Below are 12,322 nucleotides of genomic sequence, written 5' to 3' on the forward strand. Positions count from 1 at the left end.
TGCCGCGTCAGCCTAAGCATGATTAATTTACGCCGTCAAGTAACTGTTTCTGGAGGCTGTGACCCATGCTTTCCGGCGCTGACGCCGTACTCGCCCTCCGTGCCGGCGGCACGGCCTTCATCGTCGAGGTGCGCCATCCCGCCCCCCGGGTGCTGCACTGGGGGGCGGATCTCGGTGCGGTGGGGGAGGAACTGCACGAGGATCTCCGGCTCACCGCGGAACCCGCCGTCCTCAACAACTCACCCGACGAACCCCGGGTGCTGACCGTCTGGCCGACCGAGTACGACGGCTGGTCGGGAGTTGCCGCGCAGACCGGGAACGCCGGCGGCCACGCGACCACCCCCCGGCCGGTGCTCGACACGTACCGGATCGACGTACCGGACGACGGGATCGGCGGCACCATCGAGTTCCACTTCGTCGACCGGGTCACCGCGCTGCGCTCGTCGGTCGGCTACGACCTCGACCGCTTCGGTGTGCTCGCCGTCCGGATGACGGTCGAACGCGACGCCGCGCTGAACAGCTCGACCGGCCACCTGCCGTACACCCTGGACGGGCTGCTCGCCCTGCTGCCGGTGCCGGAACGCGCCACCGAACTGCTCGACTTCACCGGGAAGTGGTGCCGGGAGCGGGCTCCCCGGCGTACCCCGTTCGGCTTCGGCACCCACCTGCGGGCCACCCGGCGCGGCAAGCCCGGCCACGACTCGCCGTACCTGCTGGTCGCCGGCACCGAGTCGTTCGGCTTCGGCCACGGCGAGGTCTGGGCCACCCACCTGGCCTGGAGCGGCGAGCAGACGTACCTGGCGGAACGGCTGCCGGAGGGAGCCGGCGCCTTCGCCGCGGTCACCGGCGCGGGGGAGTCGCTGCGCTCCGGCGAGGTCATCCTCGCCGACGGCGACCGGTACGCGGCGCCGACCGTGCTGTTCGTCTGGTCGGACCAGGGCACCGACGGTGTCGCCGACCGGCTGCACCGCCGGCTGCGCGCCCGACCCGGCCACCCCGGTACGCCCCGACCCCTGGTGCTCAACACCTGGGAGGCGGTCTACTTCGACCACGACCTCGACCGACTCACCCGGCTGGTGGAACGGGCCGCCCGGGTCGGCGTCGAGCGGATCGTGCTCGACGACGGCTGGTTCCACCGGCGGCGGCAGGCGGACGCCGGCCTCGGCGACTGGTTCGTCGACCGGGACGTCTGGCCGACCGGACTCGGCCCGTTCGTCGAGGTGGTCCGCGCCCACGACATGCAGTTCGGGCTCTGGTTCGAGCCCGAGATGGTCAACCTCGACTCGGACCTGGCCAAACGGCATCCGGACTGGGTCCTCGGCCCCGCCGTCGGCCTCGGCCCGAGCTCGCGGCAGCAGTACGTGCTCGACATCGCCCGGCCCGAGGCGTACGGCTACCTGCTGGACCGGATCGACGCCCTGGTCCGCGAGTACGCGATCGACTACCTCAAGTGGGACCACAACCGGGACCTGCTCGAGGCGGTGAGCCGGACCGCGGACGGCGAACGGCCCAGCGTCCGGCGCCAGACGCTCGCCCTCTACCGGCTCCTCGACGAACTGCGTGACCGGCACCCGGGACTGGAGATCGAGACCTGCTCCGGCGGCGGCGGGCGGGTCGACCTCGGCATCCTCGACCGCACCGACCGGGTCTGGGCCTCGGACTGCAACGACCCGGTGGAGCGGGTGCGGATCGAGCGGTGGACCCGGGCCCTCGTACCGCCGGAGCTCATCGGGTCACACCTCGGCTCGGCTCGGGCGCACACCACCTCCCGGACCACCGACCTGTCGTTCCGGCTGGCCGGGTCGCTCACCGCGCACGCCGGCATCGAACAGGACCTCACCGTGGTCGACGACGGGGAACTCGCGACCATCGCCGCCTGGTCGGCCATGTACCGCGAGTTCCGGCCGCTGCTGCACTCGGGGCGGGTGGTGAACGCGGACCTCGCCGACGAGGCCACCGCGCTCTACGGCACCGTGGCCCAGGACGGTTCCCGGGCGCTGTTCACCTGGGTACGGTTCCAGACCTCGGCGGCCGGCCAGTCCGGACGGGTCCGCTTCCCCGGGCTCGACCGGACCGCCCGCTACCGGGTGACGGTCCGGGAGGAACTCGGCGCGGCCAGCCGGCACCAGGGCCGGGATCCCGAGTGGGTGGCCCGGGCCGTCGAGGCGCCGATCGAACTCTCCGGTGCCGTGCTCGCCGGGGCCGGCGTACCGATGCCGACGCTCAACCCGCAGCAGGCGATGCTCATCGAACTGGAAAGGACCGTATGAACACCCCGACCATCCTCTTCGTCGGCGACAGCGTCACCGACTGCGGCCGGCGCGACGACCCGGCCGGGCTCGGCGACGGTTACGTCCGCGAGATCGCCGACACCCTCGGCGGGGCGGCGTCCGTGGTCAACCGGGGGATCAGCGGCGACCGGAGCCGGGACCTGCGGGCCCGGTGGGACCGGGACGTGGTGGCCGCCCGGCCGGCGCTGGTGAGTGTGCTCGTCGGGATCAACGACACCTGGCGTCGCTACGACAGCGACGACCCGACGCCGGTGGCGGACTTCGCGGCGAACTACCGGGCGCTGCTGGCCCCGCTCGCCGCCGTCCGGGTCACGCTTGTCCTGGTCGAGCCCTTCCTGCTGCCGGTGTCGCCGGAGCAGGTCGCCTGGCGGGAGGACCTGGAACCGAAGATCGCCGTCGTCCGCGACCTCGCCCGGGAGTACCAGGCCGCGCTCGTACCGGCGGACGCGGCGCTGAACGCGATCGGCGACCCGGCCGGGCTGGCGCCGGACGGCGTCCATCCGGGTCACCGGGGCCACCGGGCGCTGGCGGAACTCTGGCGGGACCACGCGGCGGAGGCGGTGTCGACGGTGCTCCGCCGTTGAGCTGGACCGCCGGCCCGGTCGACGCCGTCCGGCTCCGGAGAGGCACCCTCCGGGGCCGGGCGGCGTTGCCATGACGCGGCCGGCGGCCTCGGTTCAGTCGTCGTCGACCTGGGTGAAGGTGACGGTGTCGGAGAGGTAACCCGGGAAGCTGAGGGTGAAGACGAGCACGTTGTCGACGGTGTCCGCGTCCTGGACGCTCCCCACCGCGTAGCCCTGGGGGAGGTGCCAGTTCGTCGGGGTGAAGCGGAGCATCACCGGCTGGCTTATCCAGCCGCCGCTGCCGCGCATCGACATCCCGAGGTAGGCCGCCTCGGCCGGCGGGTGGCTCAGGCGTACCCGGAAGCCGGCGCCGGTGCCCTCCGGGACGAACTCCGACTCGGGATCGGCGATCACTCTCGGAACCTCGTCGACGGTGGCCCGCGCCGGCCCGGCGGGGGCGACGATCGCGACGACGGCGAGGGAGAGCGCGCTGACGGCACCGGCCCAGCGGCGTACGGGAATGGCGGGCATGGGACTCCTTTCGGCGGGAGCGGACGTCACGGCGGCACCGCCAGAGCCCACCAGCGGTGCTGTTTCGGGTGCCCGTCCGCGCGAACGTATCGACAGTCTCCCATGGCTCGGGAACGCTTCGTATCGTTGTCCGCCGATTGACAAAGTTTAAATCCCAAACTTAATATCCGGGCGTGTGGACGGCGCCCGGCCTCCGCGCGGCCAGACCCGAAGGAGCATCATGGCCGGCTTGCGAAGCACAGTGCGGGGAGTCCGCTGGCGGCTCGGTCTGGTGGCGGCCACCGCCACGACCCTGGTGGCCGGCGTCGGCCTGGTCGCGGCGACCGGCGCCCAGGCGGCGGCCGGCTGCCGGGTGGCGTACACGATCGCCAGCCAGTGGCCCGGCGGCTTCAGCGCGACCATCGGCGTGACCAACCTCGGCGACCCGGTCCGCGGCTGGAGTCTGGTCTGGACGTATCCGGCGGGGCAGCGGGTGACCCAGGCGTGGAACGCCACCGTCACCTCCTCGGGCAGCCAGGTGACCGCGACCGACGTCGGCTACAACGCCGCCATCGGCACGAACGCGACGGTGTCGTTCGGGCTCAACGGCTCCTGGACCGGCGCGAACACCGCGCCCACCTCGTTCACGCTCAACGGCGTCGCCTGCACCGGCAACGTCGGCGGCACCACCCCGCCGGCCACCACCCGGCCGCCGACCACCCCGCCACCCACCACCCGGCCACCGACGCCACCACCGGCGACCGACCCGATGGCCGCGGTCGCCGCCATGCAACCCGGCTGGAACCTGGGCAACTCCTTCGACGCGGTCGGCGCGGACGAGACCGCCTGGGGCAACCCTCGGGTCACCGAGGCACTGCTCGACAACATCCGGGCACAGGGCTTCAACAGCATCCGGATCCCGGTCACCTGGAGCAACCACCACGGCGCCGCCCCGGACCACCAGATCGACGTGGCCTGGCTCAACCGGGTACGGGAGGTGGTCAACTGGGCCCTCGCCGACGGCTTTTACGTGATGATCAACCTGCACCACGACTCGTGGCAGTGGATCAACACGATGCCGACCGACCGGGCAGGCGTGCTCAACCGCTACACCGCGCTCTGGACCCAGCTCGCCACCGCGTTCCGGGACGCCCCGGCCCGGCTCACCTTCGAGAGCGTCAACGAGCCGCAGTTCAGCAACAGCTCCGGCGACGCCCAGAACGCGGCCCTGCTGCACGAACTCAACACCCGGTTCCACCAGGTCGTCCGGCAGTCCGGCGGCAACAACGCCACCCGGCTGCTCGTCCTGCCCACCCTGCACACCTCGGCCGACCAGGCCCGGGTGGACGAACTGGTCGCCACCTTCACCGCGCTGAACGACCGTAACCTCGTCGCGACCGTGCACTTCTACGGCTACTGGCCGTTCAGCGTCAACGTCGCCGGCGGCACCCGGTTCGACGCCACCGTGCAGCAGGACCTCACCGACCAGTTCGACCGGGTGTACAACGCTTTCGTCGCCCGGAACATCCCGGTGATCATCGGTGAGTACGGCCTGCTCGGCTTCGACCGGCACACCGGCACCATCCAGCAGGGCGAGAAGCTGAAGTTCTTCGAGTTCCTCGGCCACTACGCCCGCCAGCGACGGCTCACCACCATGCTCTGGGACAACGGCCAGCACTTCGGGCGTACCTCGTTCCAGTGGAGCGACCCCGAACTGTTCGCCCAGATCCGGTCGAGCTGGACCACCCGCTCCGGCACCGCCTCCAGCGACCAGGTGTACGTGCCGCGCACCGGCACGATCAGCAGCCGGAGCCTCACCCTCAACCTGAACGGCACCACCTTCCAGGGCCTGCGCCAGGGCGCCACCGAACTGGCCAACGGCCGCGACTACACCGTCTCCGGCAACCAGCTCACCCTCACCGCCGCCGCGCTCACCCGGCTCGTCGGCTCCCGGGCGTACGGCGTCAACGCCACCCTGCACGCCCGCTTCTCCCAGGGCGTGCCGTGGCGGATCACCATCCTCACGTACGACCCGCCGGTGCTCGCCAACACGACCGGTACGACGAGCGCCTTCGCGATCCCCACCCAGTTCCGGGGCGACCAGCTCGCCACCATGGAGGCGAAGTACGCCGACGGCAGTTACGCCGGCCCACACAACTGGACCGCGTTCAAGGAGTTCGACGTCACGTTCGCGCCGGACTACGGCGCCAACAGCATCACCCTGAAGCCCGAGTTCTTCGCCGAGGTCAACGACGGTGCCCAGGTGACCCTCACCTTCCACTTCTGGAGCGGGACGACTGTCACCTACCACGTCACCCGGTCCGGCACCGGCGTCACCGGCACCACCGGCTGACCGCCATCGTGGACCCGGCCGGTCCGGTGCCGGCCGGGACCAGGGCACCGGCGGCCGGTCCGAGGCGGTGGCGCCGGCCGGCGGGCTACCGTACCGGCCGGTTCGGTGCGGTAGCGCCGGCGAGCAGGGACTCCGCCACACTCGTCCGGGCGTAGAGCACGTACCGGCCGCGCCGGTACGCCTCGACCAGACCGGCCGCGCGCAGCGCGGTGAGGTGCTGGGACACGCCCCCGGCGGAGAGCCCGGTCTGCCGGGCGAGTTCGGTGGTGGAACCGGGCGCGTCGAGGGCCGCCAGCAGCATGGTCCGGGTCCGGCCGAGCACGGCGGCGAGCGCTGCCGGCGGGTCGAGCCGGTCGCGGCTCCACAGCCGGGCCACCCCTCGGGGCGGATAGCGCAGGGTGGGCTGCCAGGGCTGGTCGAGCCGGGCGAACACCCGGGGCCAGACGAACACCGACGGCACCAGCAGCAGCCCCCGACCGGCCAACTCGACCGAGCGCGTGACGTGGTTGTTCACCACGTGCAGGGTGTTGTCGTGCCACCGTATCCGGGGGTTGAGGTCGGCGAAGAGGAGCCGGGTGCCGCCGTCGGTCAGCCGGTGGGCCCGGTACCGCACGTCGTCCTCGAGCAGCCGGAGCAGCCGTGGCCAGTGCGGCGCGAGCACCAGGTCCCAGTAGCCACGCACGACCTCGACGAGTCGACGCAGGCCGGCGACCGGATCCGCGTACAGCGGCTCCAGCGAGCTCGGCCGGGGACCGGGCATCTTGTCGAGAATGTCCCGCACCCGGTCCGGCTCCATGGCCGACAGTGACCTCAGTTCCAGCTCCAGGTCCGGCGACGGCACCACCGGAGGCGGGCTGATCAGGCCGGGAATGCTGCGGGTCGGCACCGGTACCAGGTCCGACAGCATTCGCCAGTCGAGGTCGGTCTGGGCGAGCCGCCGTCGGACCTGGGCACTCCACTCCGCGTGCATCGGGTGGGCGTCCGGGTCCTTGACCACCCGTACGCTCGCCACGACCTCCCACAGCGGGGAGAAACCGAACCGGATGTCGGCCAGGTCGCGTGCGGTGAAGACCAGCCGGAGCATGCCGCCCTCCCGTGGATTCGGCCCATCCTAAATCGTCGTCGACGCAGGACCCGGCTCGGCAGGGTCGACGCCGTGACCATCCGACGCCGCATCGACGTGCGGGACCGGCGCCCGCCGGCCCCCGAGCCCTCGCCCAGTTCGCTGTTCCGGGACGACGGATTCCGGAAACTCTTCTCCGCCGCCGCGGCCAGTACGGTCGGCACCCAGGTCAGTTTCGTCGCCGTACCGTTGGTCGCGGTGATCGCCCTCGACGCGACGCCCGGACAGGTCGGTCTGCTGGGGGTGCTGAAAACCGTCGCCTTCCTCCTGGTCGGCCTGCCCGCCGGGGTGTGGCTGGACCGGATGCGTCGGCGTGGCGTGATGATCGGCACGGACCTCGCCCGGGCGGTGCTGCTCGGGTCCATCCCGCTCGCCTGGTGGCTGGACCTGCTCACCCTCACCCAGCTGTACGTCGTCGTGCTGCTCACCGGCGTGCTGACGGTCTTCTTCGACGTGGCGGCCCTGAGTTACCTGCCCAGCCTGGTGGGCCGCGATCGACTGGTCGACGCCAACTCCAAGCTGGTCAGCCTGGAGGCCGCCGCCGGGGTCGCCGGGCCGAGCCTCGCCGGCTTCCTGGTGCAGGTCACCGCCGCGCCGGTGGCGCTCGCGATCGACGCCGCCACCTTCCTCTGGTCGGCGCTGGTCCTGCGCCGGATCCGCCGCCCGGAGCCGCCGCCGGTGCCGGCCGACGGTCGACCGTTGTGGCGCGGCGTCGGCGCGGGGATCCGGTTTGTTCTCGGCCACCCGCTGCTGCGGCCGATCGCCGTCACCGGCGCGGCCACCAACCTGTTCCTCCAGATCGCCACCGTCACGCTGCCGCTGCTGGTGCACCGTGAACTCGGTTTCTCGGCCGGCATGCTGGGCCTGTTCTTCAGCTGCGGCGGAGTCGGGGTGCTCCTCGGGGCACTGACCGCCAGGCGGTTCGGGGAGCGTCTCGGCGTCGGACCGACCCTGCTGGTGTCGGGACTGCTCAGCACGCCGGCCGGGTTCCTGGTAGCCCTGGTCGACCGGGGCGGCTGGCTGTGGGTGGCGATGCTGGGCTGGCTGGTGTTGACGTACCGGATCGGACTCGACAACGTGCTGCTGGTGAGCATCCGGCAGCGGGTCACCCCGGATCCGATGCTGAACCGGATGAACGCCACGATGCGTTTCCTCTTCACCGGCGTGCTGGCGATCGGTGCCGCGGTGGTCGGCGTGCTCGGCGAGGTCGCCGGCGTACGGGTCGGCATGTGGGTGGCGGCGCTCGGCCTCGCGTTCGCCTGGCTGCCGCTGGTCGTCTCGCCGGTGCGTGCCCTACGGGCGGCAGACCGGATCCGGCCCGCCGGCCCCCGTCCCGGTACGGGACAGCGGCGGGCGGGCCGGAGTCGGCTCAGCGGAAACTGAACACGAGCGGGAAGGCGAGTACGACGAACCAGGCCCAGACGGCGTAGACCAGGATGTACCGGGTCTGCCACTGTTCGAGGCGGCCGAAGGGCATCCGGCCCCGGACGAAGCCGAGGAACAACCAGGCCGACCAGGCCAGGTTGGTGAGCAGGATGAGATTCTCGCCCAGCGCCGCCGTCTTGTTGGGGCTGAAGCCCCACTCGGTGATCCGGCCGGTGATCGCCACCAGCACCAGGACGTCGATGACCAGGGCGCTGACCACGAGCGCGAGCTGCAGCCGGTCGAACAGGCCGGGCCGGGCACCGGGGTCGCGGGCGGAGAGGGCGTACAGCAGCAGGCCCAGCACGACGACGAGCAGCAGGTCGAAGAGGATGAGTGCGTCCCGCTCGACGTTGATGCCGTTGGTGGTCCAGACCATGGCGACCAGGAAGGCGAGCAGCGCGGCCACGAACAGCGGGGTGAAGACCCGGGTCAGTACCGGAGCCATGTTCTCGATGACGCTCTGCTTGGCCTCCACCAGCCAGGCCGCCACGACCACCGCCGCTGCCGCGCCGCAGGGCAGCAGCCACGCCTGGATGAAACCCTCGGCGTCCAGGCCGATGGCGTTGAAGGTGCCCACGGTGAAGGCGGTGAGCACACCACCGCCCAGGCCGATGAGGGCGAAGTAGATCAGCCATTCGCCGGTGAACCGGATGAAGTCCATCCGGCGTCGGTCCGAGCGCCAGTCACCGCCGACGTAGGCGACGCCGACGACCAGCCAGAGCGCCAGCGGCAGGTGGATCGAGGTGAGGATGACGCTCTGCGAGTCGTCGGCCAGTGGGTACGCGTTCGCGCCGACCGCGCCGAGCACGAAGAGCGCGGCGAGCACCCCGATCACCCGGGGGCTCACCCGGCGCTGCCAGGCGAAGTACGCGGCCAGCGCCGGCAGCGCGAAGAGGCTGAGGTTCCGCGCGTAGAAACTGCCCTCGTCGTCGAAGCCGATGCCGAACAGGCCGGGCACCTTGACCGAGAGGGCCGCGAGCGCCGCGCATGCCACCATGACCGGCAGTTCCCGACGGGTACGGGCGGCTGCGGCCGCGTCCGGCTCCCCGGGGAGGACGAGCTGCTTCCACAGCCGTTCGGAGTGCTCGCGGGCGAACTCGCGGGACAGTTCGTCGAAGCTGCCCATGCGTTTGACGCTGATCAGGAACGCCTCGTCGGTGCGCAGGCCCGCCTCGGTCAGCTCGGTGATCTGGCTGCGGAGGTGGTCCTCGAGCTCCTCACCGTCGGTGTGTCGCAGTTCCCGGCGGCGGCGCAGGTACGTCCGCCACTCGGCGATCTGCCCTTCCAGGTCGTATTCGCTGGCGGCGGTCATCGTCCCAGCTCCCAGGCGGGTGCGGGGATCGGGGTGAGTGCCGACTGGGTGTTGTTCCAGACCCCACGCAGGGCGTCGACGACGGTGGCCCACTGGCGGCGCTGTTCGGCGAGCTCGGCCCGGCCCTGGTCGGTGATCCGGTAGTACTTGCGGCGCCGTCCCCCGGGTGGGGTCTCCCAGAACGACTCGACGTGTCCGAGTCGTTCCAGTCGGTGCAGCAGGGGATAGAGCAGACCGTCGGTCCACTCCAGTTCCCCGCCGGACAGGTCGTTGACCTGCTTGAGGATCGCGTAGCCGTAGCTTTCGCCCTCGGCGAGGATCCCCAGCACGAGTGGCGTCGCCGAGGCCGCCACGAGGTCCTTGGTGATGTGCATGTCTGCCCCTAACCCTAGAGCTGCAATGCATAGTAGTTCTAGGTATCAAGGACGCGCAATCCGGCCTCCGACGGAAGGGGCGGGGGAGGGCGGACCAGGGCGTACGCCGTTGCGGATGGCCGGCGCACGCCCCTGACGCCTGGGAGGTGAGGCGTCGCGAGGGCACGCTTTTTCTCGGCGGCGAGACGGTGAAGATGCTCGCGCTCTCGGTGACCGTCTACGCCGGCACCGGCTCGCCCCTGCTGGCCGCGCTGGCCTACGTCGCCGGCCTCCTGCCCTACGCCCTCGGCGGCACGCTGCTGCTGGCGTACGCCGACCGGTGGCCGCCGCGAGCCGTGCTGGTCGGCTACGACCTGGTCCGCGCCGCGGTCGCCGCTGGCCTGCTGTCGCCCACCACGATGCTGGTGCTGGTGTTCGTCACCGGCATCCCCAGCGCGGTCGCCTCCGCGGCGCGCGGCGCGCTGCTGCCCGAACTGCTCGACGGCGACCGGTACGTGCTCGGCCGGGCCGTGTTCTCGATGGCCGCCGGCGGCGTGCAGGTGCTCGGTTTTGCCGTGGGCGGGATGCTGATCGCGGCGCTCGGTCCATGCGGCGCGCTCTGGATCACCGTGGCCAGCTGCCTGCTCTCCGCTGCGCTGCTGCGCCTGCGGCTGGCCGAGCAGCCGCGTCGCGGCACGGCCGCAGGGCACGCGGTACGCGAGACCTGGCGCGGCCCGGGCCGGTCACCGCGGCGCTGCTGCTCGCCGTGTCCGGGTTCGGGGTCGCGTACCAGTTGGGGCTGGCCCGGCGCTTCCGGTCGGCGGCGCCGGAGGCGAATCGAGGCCAGGCCTTCGGGCTGGCGTTGACCGGGACCATGACGTTGCAGGGGCTGTTCGCGGCCGGCGGCGGGGCGTTGGGCGAGGTGTCCGCGCCCGGCCTTGTCGTCGGCGCGGCGGGCGCGGCGTCCCTGCTGGCCGTGTTGGGTCTCTGGCGTGTGCTGACGTCGCCGAGCGCGTAGCGGCGCACGAGGAGCGGTCGATAACTCCACCAGCCCTGTCACGCTGTGGACGAGCCTACCGTTGCGGGGCAGGCCCGGGCACAGCCGCGAGCGGCCCGGGCGTCGACAGGGAACACCTCCGGGAGGATCGATGGACTTCGGGCTGGACGCCACGACGCTGGCGATGCGGGAGCGGCTGCTCGCCTTCATGGACGAGCGGGTCTATCCGGCGGAACCGGTCTTCGAGGAGCAGATCCACGGGCGTACCGACGACTGGAGCGTGCCGCCGGTGGTGGCGGAACTCGCCGCCGAGGCCCGCCGTCGCGGGCTGTGGAACCTTTCCTGTCCGGCGAACACGGCGCCGGCCTGACCAACCTGCAGTACGCGCCGCTGGCCGAGATCACCGGGCACAGCCCGCACCTGGCGCCACCGGCGCTCAACTGCGCGGCCCGGACATCGGAAACATGGAGCTGCTCGCCCAGTTCGGTACGGCCGAGCAGCGTGAACGGTGGTTGGTGCCGCTGCTGGAGGGGCGGATCCGCTCGGCGTTCGCGATGACCGAGCCCGACGTCGCCTCCTCGGACGCGACGAACATCGCGACCCGCATCGTCCGCGACGGCGACGACTACGTCATCAACGGTCGGAAGTGGTTCAGTTCCGGGGCGATGAACCCGCACTGCGAGATCCTGATCGTGATGGGCAGGACCGACCCGGACGCGCCCCGGCACCGGCAGCAGAGCCAGATCCTGGTGCCGCGGGACACCCCGGGCGTGACGGTCCGCCGCAGCCTGCGGGTCTTCGGGTACGACGACAGCGACCACGGCGGGCACGCCGAGCTCGACTTTGTCGACGTACGGGTCCCGGTGACCAACCTGATCGGCGGACCGGGTGACGGGTTCGCCATCTCCCAGGCGCGCCTCGGACCGGGCCGGATCCACCACTGCATGCGCCTGATCGGCATGGCCGAGCGGGCGTTGGCGCTGATGTGCCGCCGGGTCACCGACCGGGTCGCGTTCGGTCGGCCGCTCGCCGAGCAGGGTGTGCTCCAGGAGTGGATCGCCGAGTCGCGGGTGCGTATCGAGCAGTGCCGGTTGCTGGTGCTCAAGACCGCCTGGCTGATGGACACCGTCGGCAACCAGCACGCGCACACCGAGATCCAGGCCATCAAGATCGCCGTACCGTCGGCGGTGGAGTGGATCCTGGACCGGGCGATCCAGGCGCACGGCGCGGCCGGGGTCAGCCAGGACACCCCGCTCGCCCGGATCTGGGCCGGCGCCCGGGCACTGCGGCTGGCCGATGGGCCGGACGAGGTGCACCGCCGTTCGCTCGCCCGTCACGAACTACGTCGACACCGGCCGATCGACACCTGAACCCCGGCCCGGGTTCACCGGGCCG

The 12,322-nt window shown here is 71.7% G+C and carries 8 protein-coding genes and 2 pseudogenes; 6 read left to right on the plus strand and 4 right to left on the minus strand.

The annotated features are described in order from the left end of the window. Window positions 1–65 precede the first annotated feature (65 nt). Window positions 66–2,270, plus strand: coding sequence for an alpha-galactosidase (locus ABGB05_RS23390; protein ID WP_347655610.1), 2,205 nt, complete (start codon window positions 66–68; stop codon window positions 2,268–2,270). Continuing rightward, the gene (locus ABGB05_RS23395; protein ID WP_347655611.1) at window positions 2,267–2,875 is read left to right on the plus strand and encodes an SGNH/GDSL hydrolase family protein; all 609 of its coding nucleotides are present in this window, start codon (window positions 2,267–2,269) and stop codon (window positions 2,873–2,875) included. Before ABGB05_RS23390 ends, ABGB05_RS23395 begins: the two co-directional genes overlap by 4 nt. Before the next feature lie 93 nt (window positions 2,876–2,968). Here the strand turns inward: ABGB05_RS23395 and ABGB05_RS23400 are convergent, their stop codons facing one another. Next, window positions 2,969–3,385, minus strand: a complete 417-nt coding sequence (locus ABGB05_RS23400) for a hypothetical protein (RefSeq protein WP_347655612.1) — start codon at window positions 3,383–3,385, stop codon at window positions 2,969–2,971. A gap of 220 nt (window positions 3,386–3,605) precedes the next feature. On the opposite strand from ABGB05_RS23400, the gene ABGB05_RS23405 reads away from it, so the two are divergent. After that, window positions 3,606–5,717 (plus strand): cellulase family glycosylhydrolase, encoded by a 2,112-nt coding sequence (locus ABGB05_RS23405; protein ID WP_347655613.1) that lies wholly within the window; start codon window positions 3,606–3,608, stop codon window positions 5,715–5,717. 85 nt (window positions 5,718–5,802) lie between these two features. Here the strand turns inward: ABGB05_RS23405 and ABGB05_RS23410 are convergent, their stop codons facing one another. Then, window positions 5,803–6,801 (minus strand): DUF5937 family protein, encoded by a 999-nt coding sequence (locus ABGB05_RS23410; RefSeq protein WP_347655614.1) that lies wholly within the window; start codon window positions 6,799–6,801, stop codon window positions 5,803–5,805. A 72-nt stretch (window positions 6,802–6,873) separates the two neighbouring features. On the opposite strand from ABGB05_RS23410, the gene ABGB05_RS23415 reads away from it, so the two are divergent. Further along, a complete protein-coding gene (locus tag ABGB05_RS23415) occupies window positions 6,874–8,223 on the plus strand; it encodes an MFS transporter (RefSeq protein ID WP_347655615.1) in 1,350 nt (449 codons plus the stop codon). On the opposite strand, the gene ABGB05_RS23420 is transcribed toward ABGB05_RS23415, so the two are convergent. Continuing rightward, the gene (locus ABGB05_RS23420) at window positions 8,210–9,577 is read right to left on the minus strand and encodes a permease prefix domain 1-containing protein (RefSeq protein ID WP_347655616.1); all 1,368 of its coding nucleotides are present in this window, start codon (window positions 9,575–9,577) and stop codon (window positions 8,210–8,212) included. The genes ABGB05_RS23415 and ABGB05_RS23420 overlap by 14 nt on opposite strands. Continuing rightward, the gene (locus tag ABGB05_RS23425; RefSeq protein WP_347655617.1) at window positions 9,574–9,951 is read right to left on the minus strand and encodes a PadR family transcriptional regulator; all 378 of its coding nucleotides are present in this window, start codon (window positions 9,949–9,951) and stop codon (window positions 9,574–9,576) included. Before ABGB05_RS23425 ends, ABGB05_RS23420 begins: the two co-directional genes overlap by 4 nt. A 164-nt stretch (window positions 9,952–10,115) precedes the next feature. Here ABGB05_RS23425 and ABGB05_RS23430 point away from each other — a divergent pair. After that, a pseudogene (locus ABGB05_RS23430) lies at window positions 10,116–10,948 on the plus strand (MFS transporter); the annotation flags it as partial. Between the two features lie 130 nt (window positions 10,949–11,078). Next, window positions 11,079–12,297: pseudogene (locus ABGB05_RS23435) on the plus strand (acyl-CoA dehydrogenase family protein). Window positions 12,298–12,322 lie beyond the last annotated feature (25 nt).

This window comes from Plantactinospora sp. B5E13, assembly GCF_039871775.1.
Classification (GTDB): Bacteria; Actinomycetota; Actinomycetes; order Mycobacteriales; family Micromonosporaceae; genus Plantactinospora.

Bases quoted from the DNA above. Each gene is read 5' to 3' on its own strand.
- ABGB05_RS23390 (WP_347655610.1), top strand. From the start codon at position 66: ATGCTTTCCGGCGCTGACGCCGTACTCGCCCTCCGTGCCGGCGGCACG.
- ABGB05_RS23395 (WP_347655611.1), top strand. From the start codon at position 2,267: ATGAACACCCCGACCATCCTCTTCGTCGGCGACAGCGTCACCGACTGC.
- ABGB05_RS23400 (WP_347655612.1), bottom strand. From the start codon at position 3,385: ATGCCCGCCATTCCCGTACGCCGCTGGGCCGGTGCCGTCAGCGCGCTC.
- ABGB05_RS23405 (WP_347655613.1), top strand. From the start codon at position 3,606: ATGGCCGGCTTGCGAAGCACAGTGCGGGGAGTCCGCTGGCGGCTCGGT.
- ABGB05_RS23410 (WP_347655614.1), bottom strand. From the start codon at position 6,801: ATGCTCCGGCTGGTCTTCACCGCACGCGACCTGGCCGACATCCGGTTC.
- ABGB05_RS23420 (WP_347655616.1), bottom strand. From the start codon at position 9,577: ATGACCGCCGCCAGCGAATACGACCTGGAAGGGCAGATCGCCGAGTGG.
- ABGB05_RS23425 (WP_347655617.1), bottom strand. From the start codon at position 9,951: ATGCACATCACCAAGGACCTCGTGGCGGCCTCGGCGACGCCACTCGTG.